Below are 15,924 nucleotides of genomic sequence, written 5' to 3'. Positions count from 1 at the left end.
GCGGCCGGTATCTACGCGCGTCGTCCAATTACCTGTCAGAGAACTCCCATTTAAACGATGCGAAACGCATCGGAAACAGCCTGACGGGACTCTTCCATCGATGCCCGGGGCCTCCCGGGACGTGACCCAGTTGCGTGAAAGAGGGAAGAGCCGTGACGGAGATTGTCGATAGTCAGGCGCCTACGCCCCCGCCGGGATCGACGGAAACTCCCGGTGGCCCGACCGGCACGACGGCCCGGAAGTACAACGGCTGGACGCAGAACAGCACCCTGGAGGACTACTCGCTGCGCTACGCGCCGAAGTCCTTCCGCCGCTGGACGCCCTACGTGGTGGCGACCACGGCGCTGGGCGGCATCGCCTACCTCGCGGACTTCGCGATCGGCGGATCCATCGCCATCTCCAACGGGTTCAGCAGTGCGCTGGTCGCGATCCTGGCCGCCGCCGTCACCATCTTCCTGACCGGCATCCCGATCTCGTACTACTCGGCGAAGTACTCCATCGACATGGACCTGCTGACCCGGGGCGCGGGCTTCGGCTACCTCGGCTCGACCCTGACCTCGGTCATCTACGCGAGCTTCACCTTCATCTTCTTCGCCCTCGAGGGCTCGATCATGGCCCAGGCCCTGGAGTTGGGCCTGCACATCCCGCTCGCGGTCGGCTATCTGATCTGCTCGCTGATCATCCTCCCGCTGGTCTTCTACGGGATGACCGCGCTGTCGAAGATGCAGGTGTGGACGCAGCCGGTCTGGCTGGTGCTGATGGTCGCCCCCTTCGTCTCGATCGCGATCCAGGACCCGGGCACGTTCTCGCAGTTCACCCACTTCGCGGGCAACTCGCCCACCGGTTCGTCCATCAGCATGCTCGGCGTCGGTGCGGGCGCCGGTGTCGCCCTGTCCCTGATCGCCCAGATCGGCGAGCAGGTCGACTACCTGCGCTTCATGCCGGACAAGACCCCGCAGAACGCGAAGAAGTGGTGGGGTGCGGTGCTGTCCGCCGGCCCCGGCTGGGTGGTTCTCGGTGCGGCCAAGCAGATCGGTGGCGCCTTCCTGGCCTTCTACATCGCCGGCAGCGTCGGCCTGGCCAAGGCCAACGAGCCGATCCAGCAGTACGTCTCCGGCTTCAAGACCTTCGCCGCGCCGGTCGCGCTCGGCCTGGCCACCTTCTTCGTCATCCTGTCCCAGATCAAGATCAACACCACCAACGCCTACTCCGGCTCCCTGTCCTGGTCCAACTTCTTCTCCCGGCTGACCCACCGGCACCCCGGGCGCGTCGTCTACATCTTCCTCAACGTCGGTATCGCGCTCGCCCTGATGGAAGGCGGCGTCTTCGGGTTCCTCAACACGGTGCTGGGCTTCTACTCCAACGTCGCCATCGCCTGGATCGGCGCCGTCGTCGCCGACCTCGTCATCAACAAGCCGCTGAAGCTGAGCCCTTCGTACATCGAGTTCAAGCGGGCCCACCTGTACAACTTCAACCCGGTCGGCTTCGGCTCGATGCTCATCGCCTCCGCGATCTCCATCGCCGCGTACTTCAACGCCTTCGGCGACTACGGCAAGGCCTTCTCGCCCTTCATCGCCCTGTTCATCGCGATGGCGCTCTCGCCGCTGTTCGCGGTGCTCACCAAGGGCAAGTACTACATCGCCCGCACCGACGACCTGGCCGAGCCCCTGGTCCTGGAGGACGGTCTGCTCTCCGCCGTGACCATGACCTGCACGGTCTGCGCGGAGGACTTCGAGCGGCCCGACATCGCGGGCTGCCCCTTCCACCAGGGCGCGATCTGCTCGCTGTGCTGCAGCCTGGAGAAGGACTGCCACGACTCCTGCAAGAGCAGCGGTGCGGGCGCGGGACCGGTCGACCTCGCCATCCCCGCCCTGCGATCGGCCGACTGACCCCTTCGCCCACCACTCACGGCGGCCCGCACCGGATTCGTGCGGGCCGTCGTGAGTGGCACTAGGCGGTGGCCACGCCGTCGAGCTTGCCGGCCTTGGCCTCCTCGATCAGGGAGGAGAACTGGTCGGCGCTCATCTGGACGCGCTGCCCGAAGTCGTCGGTGAGCACGACCCGTCGCTCGGCCGGGGCGCCGGGGTCGACGAACAGCTGCGGGCAGCCGCAGTTGCACTCGCCGCAGAACGTGGCCACCGGCTCCAGGCCATTGATGTCGGACATGGTCATCGACCTCCCGCTCGGTTCCGGCGGTCGGAGGGATGACCGGCCGCCCGGACTGCCCGGCAATTACCCGTACGGTCCGGGCGGGAAGCGCGCCCGCAGCCCGGCGCGGGGGCGCGAGGGTGGCCGGGCGTGCGCTCGTGCCCTCCCCGTGCTTCGGCCGCCTGTGGTTCCCGGGCCGGCCCGGGAACCACAGGCAGGGTTGGCCCGACTAACTGAGGTGGGCGGCCGCCGCCAGCAGCGCGGTCAGGTCCTCGCGGGCCCGGGCCACGCGGGAACGTACGGTGCCGATCGGGCAGCCGACCACGTCGGCGGCCTCGGCGTAGGGCAGGCCGAACAGCTGGGTGAGGACGAATGCCTCGCGGCGCGCGGCGTCCAGGGCGTTCAGCAGGTCGAGCAGTGCCACGCCCTCCTCGAAGCCGGGCAGCCCGCGCGACTGGGTACGCTCCGCCGCGGCCTGCCAGTCGCAGTTGGCGGCGATACGGGGCCGGGCGGCCGCCGAACGGTAGCGGTCCACGACCACCCGTCGGGCGATCGACAGCAGCCAGGTGCGTGCGCAGGAGCGGCCGGCGAAGCGCGGCAGGCCGGTCAGCGCCCGCAGATAGGTCTCCTGGGTGAGGTCGTCGGCGCCGGGCACGTCGGCGCTGAGGTGGGCGACGAAGCGCCAGACATCGCGGTGGGTGGCGCGTACGAAGCGCTCGATCGCGTCACGGTCGCCCGTGCGGGCGGCGAGCGCCCATCGGGTGACCTGTTCGTCGTCGCGTGTGCGATCCCGTACAAGGGCAGGGGGCATCGACAAGGGTCCTTCGGATACGTGGGTGGTGCGGCCCTGAGAGCAGGCACGCCGGGACTCCGCCCGTCACCCACACACCAGCGGGACCGGGCGGTCAGCAGCAGACCGGCGCGACCGGCGGACCCCTGCGGGACACGGCATGCCGCAGCAGCACCCGGTGCGGCGGCAGCAACAGGCGCCCGGCGGCCACCCCGCGTCGTACGACCGCCTGCCGCGCACCGGCGAAGTCATGCGCCCGCCGGGCCCGCCGCAACGGCGCGAACACGAAGGCCGCCAGCGCCCGGCCGACCCGGAAGACGGCCGCTTCGCCCCGCCACAACCACAGGCCGCAGACCAGCGCCGCCAGGGTGTGCGCGAGCACCATGCCCACCGACCAACCAGGTCCGGCGGCGTGCCGCATGTGCGCCATCCCCGTACCTGACATACCGTCAGCGGATGCGGGCGCGTCCACGAAAGCCTGCGCACCCGCGAACAACCCGTGCAGCGCCAACTGCGCCACTACGGTCGCCCCGGTCACCGCCAGCGCGCCCCGCTCCCGCCGACTGGCGAGCCACCACGCACCGGCGGTCGTGGCGGCGAAGGCATACGCCACCGCCCATCCCGGCACAGCCTCGGACATCAGCGCGTGCCCCAGCCCCGTCGTCGCCACACACACCGCCGCGAAGATCGCGGCGCGCGCAAGGCGGAACGCAGGCCCGGTGGTCATGGCCGACATCGTGCCACCAGCCCTCCGTCCAGGGGAGAAGGGGGCCGATCCGCATCCGGCGGACGTCGGCCTCTGCTAGGGCCGGTCCGCCGCCCAGTCGCGCCCGGACGTGCTGTGACCCGCGTCACGGCGGACCGCCGGAACTCGCCCTCCCGGCGGTCCGACTACTGGAATGCCACGGCCCCACCCGTGGCGTACGTCCCCGGCCCAGCATCAGGAGAAACGCCGATGGCCCTCGAACCGCCCCCGGTCGCGCCGACTACGGACGCTTCCGGGCCCCGCCCGGCACCCACCCGGAGGGCCTCCTGGGCCTCGCTGCGCCCGCTGGTGCTGCGGCTGCACTTCTACGCGGGACTGCTGGTCGCCCCCTTCCTGCTGGTGGCCGCCACGACCGGGCTGCTGTACGCCGGGTCCTTCCAGGCCGAGAAGCTCCTGTACGCCCATGAGTTGCGCGTCCCCGTCGGCAAGACCGTGCTGCCGATATCGCAGCAGGTCGCCGCCGCCCGCGAGGCCCACCCCGAGGGGACGGTCAGTGCGGTCCGCCCTTCACCGGAGGCGGGCGCGACGACCCGTGTGCTGCTGTCCGGAGTCCCGGGTGTGGACGAGGACCACACCCTGGCGGTCTTCGTCGACCCGTACACCGGCGCGGTGCGCGGGGCCCTGGAGCAGTACGGCAGCACCGGCGCCCTGCCGCTGCGCACCTGGATCGACGAGCTGCACGCCAACCTCCACCTCGGCGAGAACGGCCGGCTCTACAGTGAACTGGCGGCCAGTTGGCTGTGGGTCATCACCGGCGGCGGCCTGGTGCTGTGGTTCAGCCGCCGCCGTACGCAGCGCAAACTGCGGGGCGCCACCGGCCGTCGACGCACCCTGACCCTGCACGGGACGGCCGGCGTATGGGCGGCCGCAGGGCTGTTCTTCCTGTCGGCGACCGGCCTGACCTGGTCCACGTACGCCGGGGCGAGCATCGACGACCTGCGCACCTCGCTGCGGCAGGCCACCCCGTCCCTCACGGCGCGGGCCGCTGGCGGGCACGCCGAGCACCCCGGCGCCGCCGCAGGCAGCGGCACGGCCGCCGGGGTCGGCATCGACGCCGTTCTCGAGACCGCCCGGAGCCAGGGCCTGTCCGACCCGGTGGAGATCGTCCCGCCCGCCGACTCGGGTTCGGCGTACGTCGTCAGGCAGATCCAGCGCAGTTGGCCCGAGAAGCAGGACTCCGTCGCCGTCGACCCCACCACCGGCACGGTCACCGACACCTTGCGCTTCGCCGACTACCCGGTCCTCGCCAAGCTCACCCGCTGGGGCATCGACGCCCACACCGGGAGCCTCTTCGGCATCGTCAACCAGATCGCCCTGGCCGCACTCGCCCTGGCCCTGATCTCCCTGATCCTGTGGGGCTACCGCATGTGGTGGCAGCGCGGCCGCGGTTCCACCTTCGGCCGCCCGATCCCGCGCGGCGCCTGGAGCCAGGTCCCGCCCCTCGTCCTCGTCCCGTTGGCCGCCGCGATCGCCGTGCTCGGCTGGTTCGTGCCCCTGCTCGGCCTCCCGTTGGCCGCCTTCCTGGCCATGGACGCCGCGCTCGGGGAGATCGCGTACCGGCGCGGCAGGCGCACGTATGCTCCTTCCGCGAGGTGACGGTGAACGCAGTACCGGACGGTGCCGTATCCGAGGCCATGAACGCCTCCCCGGCGGTACGGATCCTGCGCGCGGCGGTCTTCGCGGCGCTGTGCGTCTCGCTGGCCGCCGCCGGCCACGGGCTGGCCGCGGGCGCGGTGCCGCCGCCGGGGGCGAGCGGCACCGCCTTCCTCGCGGTGTTCCTGCTCGGCTGCGTGTTCGGTGGCCGGGAGCGGTCGCTGCCCGCCATCACCGCCGCGATGCTCGCCACCCAGGCCGGCCTGCACCTGGCCTTCGACACCGCCCGGTCCGGGCCCGGGACGATGCCGATGGCGGGCATGCGTATGCCTGATGCCGCCGCGTATCCGGCCGGCCACCACGCCCTGGTGGCACACCTGGTCGCCGCCCTCATCGCCTCGTGGTGGCTGCGGCGCGGGGAGGCCGCGCTGTGGTCCCTCCTGCGCAGGGTCGTCCGGTGCCGGGCGCCGAGGAGCACGCTGCCCGTCCCCGCGTACGCGGACCTTCCGTACGGGACGACCGCAGGACCGAGGCCCCTGCGGCAACTGCTCCTGCGCCATGCCGTGTCCCGCCGTGGACCGCCGACAGGAACCCGTACCCGTCCGTCCCCCAACGCTTCTTCACCAGTACGGAGTTCCGCCCATGTCCCCGAGACTCACCACCGTCCGCCGCGCCCTGCGCCGAACCGCCCTCGTCAGCACCCTCGCCGCGACCGGAGTCCTGGCCGCCGCGGGTGCGGCCTTCGCCCATGTGACCGTCCACCCCGGCAGTTACGAGAGGGGCGCCACGGACGGCACCCTCACCTTCCGGGTTCCCAACGAGGAGGACACCGCCGGCACCACCAAGGTCCAGGTCTTCCTGCCGACCGACCACCCCATCCTCTCGGTGCTCGTCACGCCCGAGGCGGGCTGGACCGCCGACGTGAAGACCACCAGGCTCAAGACCCCCATCAAGACCGATGACGGCACCATCAGCGAAGCCGTCTCCGAGATCACCTGGACCAAGGGCGAGATCAAGCCCGGCCAGTACCAGGACTTCAACGTCGCCTTCGGCCAACTCCCCGACGACACCGACCAGCTGACCTTCAAGACCCTGCAGACCTACTCCGACGGCAAGATCGTCCGCTGGATCGAGGAGTCCCAGGCCGGCCAGGCCGAGCCGGAAAGCCCCGCCCCGGTCCTGGAACTCACCAAGGCCGCAGCACCGGTGGCCTCGTCCGCCGTATCCAAGACCCCTGCCACCTCCGCCGCCGTGGCGACAGCGACCAGCGACTCCACCGCCCGCGGCCTGGGGATCGCCGGGCTCGTCGTCGGCGTCCTGGGTCTGCTCGCGGCCGGGTTCGCCATCAGCCGCAACAGGTCCGCCCGCCCGTAGCGGGACGGGGCCGGAACGAAGGGGCTCTGTGCGTGGCGGGGGAGGGTCCGCCACGCACAGAGGACTGATTCGACGGGCGGCCGCGAGGGCACGCCAAGGGTCCGGACCAGATACGTGGTGGTCCGGAACGGGTGAACTGCGTTCAGCCCGTCGCGTCGCGGTCCCGCCGCCGACTGGGCGCCGAAGTGCTCGCTTTCGAGTGACGTGACGGCCCGGCACCGGCAGGGTCCGGTCCGGGTGGTCGACGATCGCAGGCGGCCGGACGGGTCCCGGCTGTGAGCTGCCGGTACGTGGGAGGGACGCCATGCAGGTCCTGCTTGTCGCGAGCGCGTTCAACAGCCTGACGCAGCGGGTCCACGCCGAACTGCGCGACCGCGGCCACACCGTGTCCGTCGAGCTCGCACCGCACGGGGAGGGCCTGCGGGCCGCGGTTCGCCGGTACGAGCCGGAGCTGATCGTCGCTCCGATGCTGAAGACGGCCATCCCCCGGGAGGTGTGGGCGGCGCACACCTGCCTCATCGTCCACCCCGGGCCGCTCGGCGACCGCGGGCCGTCCTCCCTCGACTGGGCGATCCACGAGAACGCGACCGAGTGGGGCGTGACCGTCCTTCAGGCCGACGCGGAGATGGACGCCGGCGACGTGTGGGCGACGGTCGCCTGCCCGGTGCCGCCGGTGGGCAAGAGCGACCTGTACCGGAACGAGATCTCCGACGCCGCGATGGCGGCGGTGCTGCTGGCCGTCGACCGCTTCGCCTCGGGCACGTTCACCCCCCGGGCCCAGGGCGGCGGCGCCGACGCGGCCGACGTACAGGTCCGGCCGTACGCCGACCAGCGGCTGCGGCGGATCCACTGGGAGTCGGACTCCACCGACACGGTGCTGCGCAAGCTGCGCGCGGCCGACTCGCAGCCCGGCGTGCTGGACGAACTGCTGGGCGCCGACTGGTATCTGCACGGCGGTCACCCGGAGGACACCCTGCGCGGCCGCCCCGGCGAGCTGCTGGCCACCCGGGACGGCGCGGTCTGCCGGGCCACCACCGACGGGGCGGTGTGGATTCCGGAGCTGCGGCCCCGGCGCCGGCCGGGCGGCCCCGCCACCTTCAAACTGCCGGCCACCACGGCGCTCGCCGACCGGTTGCCGGAGCTTCCCGAGAGCCCGGCGCCGCCGCACCCGGACGGGCGGCGCCGTACCTGGAGCGACATCCGCTACCGGGAGGACGGCCAGGCCGGCTTCCTGTCCTTCTCCTTCCCCGGCGGCGCGATGAGCACGGCGCAGTGCCGGCGCCTGCTGGACGCCTACCGGGCGGCGTGCTCCCGGCCCACCTCGCTGCTGGTGCTGGGCGGCACCCCGGACTTCTTCTCCAACGGCATCCATCTCAACGTCATCGAGGCGGCCGCCGACCCCGGCGAGGAGTCCTGGGCCAACATCAACGCCATGGACGACCTGGTGGAGGCCGTCCTCACGACCACCGACCGCCTCGTGGTCTCCGCCCTGGGCGGTAACGCCGCCGCGGGCGGGGTGATGCTGGCCCTGGCGGCGGACGAGGTGTGGTGCAGGTCCGGCGCGGTGCTGAACCCGCACTACCGCCTGATGGGGCTGTACGGCTCGGAGTGCTGGACGTACACCCTCCCGCGCCGGGTGGGCACCGACACGGCCGACCGGCTCATGCGGGAGGCCCTGCCGGTGAGCGCGGTGACCGCGCAGCGGCTCGGGCTCGTGGACCGACTGGTCGCATGCGGGCCGCAGGACTTCGCCGCGGAGGTCGCCGGGACGGCCGTACGGCTGGCCTCGATGCCCGCCACGCAGGCGCGGGTCGCCGCCAAGAAGGCCGACCGGGAGCGCGACGAGACGGTCCGGCCGCTGGCCTCGTACCGGCAGGAGGAGCTGGCCCGGATGCACCGCGTCTTCTTCGACCCGGACGCGACGTACCACGCCCTGCGCCGCGCCTTCGTCCGCAAGGAACCGTCGGCCGGCACCCCGCCGCACCTGGCCGCGGCGCTCCCGGGGAGGCCCGGGGAGGCTGCGCGCCGTCCGGGCGACAGCGTCACCGTAATGGCTCTCCGTGAGGCCGCACCGGGCCCGGAGGGCTGTTAGCAAGAGAGCAGTACGTCGAAATGCAGGCTTCGTTGTTCACCTCCCAGAGGAGGCATCCCCGTGGATGCAGCAACGCCGACCACGGTCGACACAGTGGGCGCGTCCGGCGCGGCCGAACAGGAAGAGTCCCCGATCCACATCCTCTGGATCAACGCGGGTCTGAGCTGCGACGGCGACTCCGTGGCGCTGACCGCCGCCATGCAGCCCAGCATCGAGGAGATCGTGCTCGGCGTGCTGCCCGGTCTGCCCAAGATCGCGGTCCACTGGCCGTTGATCGACTTCGAGTGCGGTCCGGTGGGTGGCGCCGACACGTTCATCGAGTGGTTCTTCAAGGGCGAGCGCGGCGAGATCGACCCCTTCGTCCTGGTCGTCGAGGGGTCCGTCCCCAACGAGTCGATCAAGCGAGAGGGCTACTGGTGCGGCTTCGGCGACAACCCGGAGACCGGCCAGCCCATCACGACCAGTGAGTGGATCGACCGGCTGGCGCCCAAGGCCCTGGCCGTCGTCGCCATCGGCACGTGCGCCACCTACGGCGGCATCCACGCGATGGCCGGCAACCCGACCGGTGCCATGGGTGTGCCCGACTACCTGGGATGGGACTGGAAGTCCAAGGCGGGCATCCCGATCGTCTGTGTGCCCGGCTGCCCGATCCAGCCGGACAACTTCTCGGAGACCCTGACCTACCTGCTCTACCAGGCGGCCGGGTCCGCGCCGATGATCCCGCTGGACGACAAGCTGCGTCCGACCTGGCTGTTCGGCGCCACCGTGCACGAGGGCTGCGACCGGGCCGGCTACTACGAGCAGGGCCAGTTCGCGCTCTCGTATGACTCGCCCAAGTGCCTGGTCAAGCTCGGCTGCTGGGGCCCCGTCGTCAAGTGCAACGTGCCCAAGCGTGGCTGGATGAACGGCATCGGCGGCTGTCCCAATGTCGGCGGTATCTGCATCGCCTGCACGATGCCCGGCTTCCCCGACAAGTTCATGCCGTTCATGGACGAACCGCCCGGCGGCAAGGTCTCCAGCTCCGCCAGCGGCGCGTACGGCGCTGTGATCCGCAAGCTGCGGTCGATCACCGCCAAGACCGTGGACAAGGAGCCCAAGTGGCGCCACACCGGTGACCAGTTGACCACCGGCTACCGACCGCCCTGGTGATCGGCTCGCTCCCGCACACCCTCCAGCACCGCGACCATCCGACATTCCGCCTGAGGAAGGGCACCACAGACAATGGCACCGAAGACGAAGGCGGCCGGCGACGGCAGCGGCCTGGTGGAGATGGCCTGGGATCCGATCACCCGGATCGTGGGCAGCCTCGGCATCCACACGAAGATCGACTTCAAGCAGAAGAGGGTCGCCGAGTGCTACAGCACCTCGTCGGTCTTCCGCGGCTACAGCGTCTTCATGCGCGGCAAGGACCCCCGCGACGCGCACTTCATCACCAGCCGCATCTGCGGCATCTGCGGCGACAACCACGCCACCTGTTCGGTGTACACGCAGAACATGGCCTACGGCGTGAAGCCGCCGCACCTCGCCGAGTGGATCATCAACCTGGGCGAGTCGGCGGAGTACATGTTCGACCACAACATCTTCCAGGAGAACCTGGTCGGGGTCGACTACTGCGAGAAGATGGTCCGCGAGACCAACCCGGGCGTCCTGGAGCTGGCCGAGCGCACCGAGGCACCGCACGCCGGCGAGCACGGCTACCGCACGATCGCCGACATCATGCGCTCCCTCAACCCCATCGAGGGCGAGTTCTACCGCGAGGCCCTCCAGGTCAGCCGCTACACCCGGGAGATGTTCTGTCTCATGGAGGGCCGCCATGTGCACCCCTCCACCCTCTACCCGGGCGGTGTCGGCACCATCGCCTCCGTCCAGCTCTTCACGGACTACCTCAGCCGCCTCATGCGCTACGTGGAGTTCATGAAGCGGGTCGTGCCCCTGCACGACGACCTGTTCGACTTCTTCTACGAGGCCCTGCCCGGGTACGAGGAGGTCGGCCGCCGCAGGGTGATGCTCGGCTGCTGGGGAGCGCTCAACGACCCCGAGTACTGCGACTTCACCTACGCCAACATGACCGACTGGGGCCGGCGGATGTTCGTCACCCCCGGCATCGTCGTCGACGGCAAGCTGGTCACCAACGACCTCACCGAGATCAACCTCGGCATCCGGATCCTGCTGGGCAGTTCCTACTACGAGGACTGGGAGGGCCAGGAGCAGTTCGTCACCCATGACCCGCTCGGCAACCCGGTCGACCCCCGGCACCCGTGGAACCAGCACACCATCCCCGCCCCGCAGAAGCGCGACTTCAACGGCAACTACAGCTGGGTGATGTCCCCCCGCTGGTTCGACGGCAAGGACTACCTGGCGCTCGACACCGGCGGCGGCCCCATCGCCCGCCTGTGGTCCACCGCGCTGTCCGGTCTGGTCGACACCGGATACGTCAAGGCCACCGGTCACAGCGTCGTCATCAACCTGCCGCGCACCATGACCAAGCCCGAGACCAGGTTCGAGTGGAAGATCCCGAAGTGGAGCAACGCGCTGGAACGCAACCGCGCCCGCACCTACTTCCAGGCGTACACGGCGGCCATCGCGCTGCACTTCGCCGAGAAGGGCCTGGAGGAGGTCCGCGCCGGACGCACCCAGACCTGGGAGAAGTTCGAGGTGCCGGACGAGAGCATCGGCGTCGGCTTCACCGAGGCGGTACGCGGCGTCCTCTCGCACCACATGGTGATCCGGGACGGGAAGATCGCCAACTACCACCCCTACCCCCCGACCCCGTGGAACGCCAGCACCCGGGACACCTTCGGCACCCCCGGCCCGTACGAGGACGCGGTGCAGAACACGCCGATCTTCGAGGAGAACCCGCCGGAGAACTTCAAGGGCATCGACATCATGCGCGCCGTGCGCAGCTTCGACCCCTGCCTGCCCTGCGGCGTCCACATGTACGTCGGCGAGGGCAAGACCGTGCAGAAGATGCACATGCCCACCGGCCTGAGCGGTCTGGCCGGATGAGCGCGATGACCGCGATGACCGCCGAGCAGGCCGGGCGGCGCGTCGAAGAGGTACTGGACCGACTCGCCGCCACCGGGGACCGCGAGGTCGCCGCGGCGGCCGAGGAACTGGTGCGCGTCCTCATGGACTTCTACGGCGCGGGGCTGGCCCGGATCATCGAGCTGCTCGACGCCGGACCGCCGGCCGAGCTCCTTGGCGACGAGCTGGTCTCCAGCCTGCTGGTCCTGCACGAGCTGCACCCCGAGGACCGGGACAGCCGGATCGCGCGGGCTTTGGAGACCGTACGCCAACACGCCGTCGAGGTGGCGGAGTTCGACGAGACCACCGGCACCCTGCGGTTGCGGTCCGCCGCCGGCGGAGGGTGCGGCTGCGGCAGCACCGGCGGGGCCGTCCAGCAGGAGGTGCGGGACGCCCTGGCCTGCTTCGCGCCGGAAGTGACCGCGGTGGAGCTGGAAACGGTGGCGGCCGAGCCGGAGCCGGTGCTGCTCCAGATCGGCCGGCCGTCCCCGGTGGAGGCGCCGTGAGCTCATCGCAGGCGTGGCCGCAGCGCCCCGCCCCGGCCCCCGGACCCCGGGGCCTGCGCCGGTTCGCCGGGCCGCGTCCGCCCCGGCAGGAGCGATGTGAACTCTGCGGTGTGCCGGTGGCCGAGGGCAACCACCGGCACCTGGTGGACACCGAGAAGCGCTCACTGGCCTGCGCGTGCACGCCCTGCGCCATGCTCTTCGAGGCGCCGGGCGCCGCGCACGGCCGTTTTCGGACCGTTCCCGACCGGTACCTGGCCGACCCCGACCACCGCCTCGACGACGGCGCGTGGGAACTCCTGCAGATCCCGGTCGGCGTGGCCTTCTTCTTCCGCAACGCCGCGCTGGACCGGCTGGTCGCGCTCTACCCCAGCCCGGCCGGCGCCACCGAAAGCGAACTCGACGACTCGACCTGGCAGGCCGTGCTCGGCGGCAGCCCCCTGGCCGAACTGCTCGAACCCGACGTGGAGGCCCTGCTGTTGCGCCGCTCCAACGGACGCGTCGAGTGCTATCTCGTCCCCATCGACATCTGCTACGAGCTGGTCGGCCGGATGCGACTGCTCTGGCAGGGATTCGACGGCGGGGCGGAGGCCCGGGCCGACCTGGACGCGTTCTTCGAACACGTCGGGCGGCTCGCCCGCGTGCCGGGGAAGGGGAAGCGGCCGTGACGGAGTTCTCCTTCACCTGCACCGGCGTACGCGCCGACCCGTACGCCGCCGGACCCACCCTGGTCTTCCGGCTGCGCATCACCGCGTCCGGGGACTCCCCGGTGCACGCCCTCATGCTGCGCTGCCAGATCCGTGTCGAGCCGGCCCGGCGCGCCTACGAACCCGCGGAGGCCGAGGCGCTGGGGGACCTCTTCGGTGAGCGCTCGCGCTGGGGCAGCACCCTCCAGCCGGTGCAGTTCGCAATGGTCCCGCTCATGGTCCCCGGCTTCACCGGGGAGACCGAGACCGACCTCGTCGTGCCCTGCACCTACGACATGGACGTCGCCGCGACCCGGTACGCCGACGCTCTGGTGGCCGGTGACGTGCCGCTGCTCATGCTCTTCTCCGGCACCGCCTTCACCGGAGCCGCCGGCTTCCGCGTCGAACCGGTGCCCTGGGACCGGGAGGCGACCTGCCGGATGCCGGTGGCGGTGTGGCAGGAGATGGTCGAGCAGCACTTCCCCGGCTGCGGCTGGCTCCGGCTGCCCCGCGAGACGATGATCGCGCTGCTCGCCTTCCGCTCGGGGCGGGCACTGCCGTCCTGGGAGGCGACCGTACAGGCGCTGCTGGACGGCGCCGAACTCCCGGATTCCCCGCCGCCGGCCCGCGCCGCCCTGTCACGCGTCGCCGCGTCGCGGGTCACCGAGAGGACGGCGCCGTGACGACCTCCGAACTCACCCCGGAGCTGGAAGCCCGCTTCGCCGTCGCCCGGCAGGTCGCCGACGCCGTCCTCTTCGAGGGCTATGTGCTGTACCCGTACCGCGCCTCGGCGGCCAAGAACCGGCTGCGCTGGCAGTTCGGCGTGCTCGTACCGCCCGCCTGGGGCGCCGAGCACGACGAGCACGAGTTCCAGCACACCGAATGCCTGATGGAACCCAAGGCGGGCGCGACGGTGGCGGCCGAGCTGCGCTTCCTGCACGCCCAGCGCCGTACGGTCCAACAGGCGCGGGAGGACGGGACCTTCGAGACCGTCGACGAACTGCACCTGCCCGACCGCGTCATCGTGCCCTGGGACGAGGGCGCCGAGGAACGGGTCACGGTGCTCGCATCCGTGGACGAGCTGGCCGGCGACGGAATCACCGTCCCCTTCACCCGTGCCGCACGCGAGGAGACCGAGCCGGTCCTCGACGCGGACGGCCGGCAGGTGGGCCGGCTGGTCCGCCGTCGCGAGGAGGTCAACGGTGTCCTGCGGCTGTCGGCCGGTGAGATCGGCGGCCCCTACCGCACGATGCGGCTGACCGCCGTCGTGGAGAACACCAGCACCTGGGCGCCGGACGGCCCCGGTGCCGACCGCGACGCCGCCCTGGCCCACGCGCTGGTCGCCGGCCACCTCATGCTGGGGCTCGGCGCCGGCTCGTTCCTGTCGATGACCGACCCGCCCGAGTGGGCCAAGGGCGCGGTCGCCTCCTGCCGGAATCTGCACACCTGGCCGGTGCTCGCCGGTGAACCCGGCCGTACGGACCTGGTGCTGTCCTCCCCGATCATCCTGGAGGACCACCCCGCCATCGCCCCGGAGAGCCCAGGGGCGCTGTACGACTCCACCGAGATCGACGAGATCCTCGCGCTGCGCACCGCGGCCCTCACCGACCAGGAGAAGCGCGAGGCCCGGGGCACCGACGACCGGGCGGCCGCCGTGATCGACCTGGCCGACTCGATGCCCCCCGAGGTCCTGGAGCGCCTGCACGGCGCCGTACGGGCCCTGCGGGAGGTCACCGAACCGGGTGCCACGGCGTCCCGGACAGGCCCCGAGGACATCGCCGAGCTGCCGGACGGGCCGGGCGTGGTCCGCCCCGACACCCCCTGGTGGGACCCGGCGGCCGACGCCTCCGTCGACCCGCTGCGCGACCGGATCCTGGTGGACGGTCAGTCCGTGGGCGCGGGCAGCCGCGTCCTGCTGCGGCCCGGCCTGCGGCGCACCGACGCCCAGGACCTCTTCCTCCACGGCCGCAGCGCCCACGTCGAGGCGGTCCTGCACGACGTGGACGGGGGAGTGCACCTCGCCGTGACCGTGGAGGGCGACCCGGGCGCCGACATCCTGCGCGAGCAGGGACGGTTCCGGTACTTCCAGCCCGACGAGGTCGCCCCCCTGACTTCCCTGGAGGACGCGTGAGCCCACCCACGGAACCGACGGACAAGACCCCCAGGATCCTGGTCGCCGGGGTCGGCAACATCTTCCTCGGCGACGACGGATTCGGCGTCGAAACGGCACGGCGGCTGGCCACGCAGTTACTGCCCGGGCATGTCGAAGTGGTCGACATCGGCGTGCGGGGCGTACACCTCGCCTACCAACTCCTCGACGGATACGACACGCTCGTCCTGATCGACGCCACCGCCCGCGGCGGCGCCCCCGGCACGCTCTACCTGATCGAGGCGGGCCCGTCCGGCGGCACCGGGGGCACGCAGCCCCCGGGCGCCGTGCTCGACGGCCACCGGATGACCCCCGACGCGGTCCTGGCCCTCCTGGACACCCTGTGCGCCGGCACCGGCGCGACCCCGCCCCGGCGCACGGTGGTGGTGGGCTGCGAGCCGGCCGACGTCGAGGAGGGCATCGGCCTGAGCACGCCGGTGGCCCGGGCGGTGCCCGACGCCGTACGGCTGGTCCTGCGCATTCTGCGGGACGAGGAGCAGGAGGCGCCCGCGCCGCGTGCCGTGGCCGGACCGGCCACGAGCTGACGGACCCGACGGAACTGACGGAACTGATCGAGAGGAACACCCCCATGAAGAAGATGGTCATCACCGGCGGTGCGGCCGCGGCCGCACTCGCCGCTCTCGGCGCCCTCGCGGCGGCGGCCGTGCCCGACCTCAAGCGCTACCTGCGGATCCGCAGAATGTGACGCCGCTCCGCTGCACCGAACGGTGTACCCCGTGCTGCCGTGTCGGCGTGCCAGCTCTCCGGCCCCCGGGGCCCGCCGTGTAATGGAGCCCGG

The 15,924-nt window shown here is 71.6% G+C and carries 15 protein-coding genes; 12 read left to right on the top strand and 3 right to left on the bottom strand.

Annotated features, from left to right (window positions below):
* Window positions 1-152 precede the first annotated feature (152 nt).
* Entirely contained in the window at window positions 153-1,889 is a 1,737-nt protein-coding gene (locus tag ACFXJ5_RS13630; RefSeq protein ID WP_384630537.1) for a purine-cytosine permease family protein, read from the top strand.
* Window positions 1,890-1,950: 61 nt separating this feature from the next.
* Here the strand turns inward: ACFXJ5_RS13630 and ACFXJ5_RS13625 are convergent, their stop codons facing one another.
* From ACFXJ5_RS13625 to ACFXJ5_RS13615, 3 genes are all read right to left on the bottom strand, one after another.
* The gene (locus ACFXJ5_RS13625; RefSeq protein WP_384630536.1) at window positions 1,951-2,166 is read right to left on the bottom strand and encodes a hypothetical protein; all 216 of its coding nucleotides are present in this window, start codon (window positions 2,164-2,166) and stop codon (window positions 1,951-1,953) included.
* A gap of 211 nt (window positions 2,167-2,377) precedes the next feature.
* Window positions 2,378-2,959: a sigma-70 family RNA polymerase sigma factor gene (locus ACFXJ5_RS13620; protein WP_384630535.1), complete on the bottom strand. Its 582-nt coding sequence runs from the start codon at window positions 2,957-2,959 to the stop codon at window positions 2,378-2,380.
* A 94-nt stretch (window positions 2,960-3,053) separates the two neighbouring features.
* Window positions 3,054-3,665 carry a hypothetical protein gene (locus ACFXJ5_RS13615; protein ID WP_384630534.1) on the bottom strand — a complete coding sequence of 204 codons (612 nt, stop codon included), beginning with the start codon at window positions 3,663-3,665 and terminating at the stop codon, window positions 3,054-3,056.
* 228 nt (window positions 3,666-3,893) lie between these two features.
* Here ACFXJ5_RS13615 and ACFXJ5_RS13610 point away from each other — a divergent pair, with 228 nt between their 5' ends.
* From ACFXJ5_RS13610 to ACFXJ5_RS13560, 11 genes are all read left to right on the top strand, one after another.
* Window positions 3,894-5,300 (top strand): PepSY-associated TM helix domain-containing protein, encoded by a 1,407-nt coding sequence (locus ACFXJ5_RS13610; RefSeq protein WP_384630533.1) that lies wholly within the window; start codon window positions 3,894-3,896, stop codon window positions 5,298-5,300.
* Window positions 5,301-5,939: 639 nt separating this feature from the next.
* Complete coding sequence (locus ACFXJ5_RS13605; RefSeq protein WP_384630532.1) at window positions 5,940-6,671, top strand: YcnI family protein; 732 nt, start codon at window positions 5,940-5,942, stop codon at window positions 6,669-6,671.
* A 304-nt stretch (window positions 6,672-6,975) separates the two neighbouring features.
* Window positions 6,976-8,763 carry a hydrogenase maturation protein gene (locus tag ACFXJ5_RS13600; protein ID WP_384630531.1) on the top strand — a complete coding sequence of 596 codons (1,788 nt, stop codon included), beginning with the start codon at window positions 6,976-6,978 and terminating at the stop codon, window positions 8,761-8,763.
* 60 nt (window positions 8,764-8,823) lie between these two features.
* Complete coding sequence (locus ACFXJ5_RS13595; RefSeq protein ID WP_384630530.1) at window positions 8,824-9,912, top strand: NADH-quinone oxidoreductase subunit B family protein; 1,089 nt, start codon at window positions 8,824-8,826, stop codon at window positions 9,910-9,912.
* 72 nt (window positions 9,913-9,984) lie between these two features.
* Window positions 9,985-11,769 (top strand): nickel-dependent hydrogenase large subunit, encoded by a 1,785-nt coding sequence (locus ACFXJ5_RS13590; protein ID WP_384630529.1) that lies wholly within the window; start codon window positions 9,985-9,987, stop codon window positions 11,767-11,769.
* Window positions 11,766-12,293: a hypothetical protein gene (locus tag ACFXJ5_RS13585; protein ID WP_384630528.1), complete on the top strand. Its 528-nt coding sequence runs from the start codon at window positions 11,766-11,768 to the stop codon at window positions 12,291-12,293. The genes ACFXJ5_RS13590 and ACFXJ5_RS13585 overlap by 4 nt, the downstream gene beginning before the upstream one ends.
* The gene (locus ACFXJ5_RS13580) at window positions 12,290-12,958 is read left to right on the top strand and encodes a DUF5947 family protein (protein WP_384630527.1); all 669 of its coding nucleotides are present in this window, start codon (window positions 12,290-12,292) and stop codon (window positions 12,956-12,958) included. The genes ACFXJ5_RS13585 and ACFXJ5_RS13580 overlap by 4 nt, the downstream gene beginning before the upstream one ends.
* Window positions 12,955-13,659: a DUF6084 family protein gene (locus ACFXJ5_RS13575; protein WP_384630526.1), complete on the top strand. Its 705-nt coding sequence runs from the start codon at window positions 12,955-12,957 to the stop codon at window positions 13,657-13,659. Before ACFXJ5_RS13580 ends, ACFXJ5_RS13575 begins: the two co-directional genes overlap by 4 nt.
* Window positions 13,656-15,107, top strand: a complete 1,452-nt coding sequence (locus ACFXJ5_RS13570; RefSeq protein ID WP_384630525.1) for a hypothetical protein — start codon at window positions 13,656-13,658, stop codon at window positions 15,105-15,107. The genes ACFXJ5_RS13575 and ACFXJ5_RS13570 overlap by 4 nt, the downstream gene beginning before the upstream one ends.
* Window positions 15,104-15,670 (top strand): hydrogenase maturation protease, encoded by a 567-nt coding sequence (locus tag ACFXJ5_RS13565; protein WP_384630524.1) that lies wholly within the window; start codon window positions 15,104-15,106, stop codon window positions 15,668-15,670. Before ACFXJ5_RS13570 ends, ACFXJ5_RS13565 begins: the two co-directional genes overlap by 4 nt.
* A 44-nt stretch (window positions 15,671-15,714) precedes the next feature.
* Entirely contained in the window at window positions 15,715-15,831 is a 117-nt protein-coding gene (locus ACFXJ5_RS13560; RefSeq protein ID WP_384630523.1) for a DUF6893 family small protein, read from the top strand.
* Window positions 15,832-15,924: the final 93 nt, after the last annotated feature.

Source organism: Streptomyces sp. NPDC059373 (genome assembly GCF_042751495.1).
Taxonomy (GTDB): domain Bacteria; phylum Actinomycetota; class Actinomycetes; order Streptomycetales; family Streptomycetaceae; genus Actinacidiphila.
This window is presented reverse-complemented; position numbering and strand designations above follow the sequence as displayed.

Excerpts from the sequence above, each read along its gene's own strand:
- ACFXJ5_RS13625 (WP_384630536.1), bottom strand. The coding sequence starts at position 2,166 with ATGTCCGACATCAATGGCCTGGAGCCGGTGGCCACGTTCTGCGGCGAG.
- ACFXJ5_RS13620 (WP_384630535.1), bottom strand. The coding sequence starts at position 2,959 with ATGCCCCCTGCCCTTGTACGGGATCGCACACGCGACGACGAACAGGTC.
- ACFXJ5_RS13615 (WP_384630534.1), bottom strand. The coding sequence starts at position 3,665 with ATGACCACCGGGCCTGCGTTCCGCCTTGCGCGCGCCGCGATCTTCGCG.
- ACFXJ5_RS13610 (WP_384630533.1), top strand. The coding sequence starts at position 3,894 with ATGGCCCTCGAACCGCCCCCGGTCGCGCCGACTACGGACGCTTCCGGG.
- ACFXJ5_RS13605 (WP_384630532.1), top strand. The coding sequence starts at position 5,940 with ATGTCCCCGAGACTCACCACCGTCCGCCGCGCCCTGCGCCGAACCGCC.
- ACFXJ5_RS13600 (WP_384630531.1), top strand. The coding sequence starts at position 6,976 with ATGCAGGTCCTGCTTGTCGCGAGCGCGTTCAACAGCCTGACGCAGCGG.
- ACFXJ5_RS13590 (WP_384630529.1), top strand. The coding sequence starts at position 9,985 with ATGGCACCGAAGACGAAGGCGGCCGGCGACGGCAGCGGCCTGGTGGAG.
- ACFXJ5_RS13585 (WP_384630528.1), top strand. The coding sequence starts at position 11,766 with ATGAGCGCGATGACCGCGATGACCGCCGAGCAGGCCGGGCGGCGCGTC.
- ACFXJ5_RS13560 (WP_384630523.1), top strand. The coding sequence starts at position 15,715 with ATGAAGAAGATGGTCATCACCGGCGGTGCGGCCGCGGCCGCACTCGCC.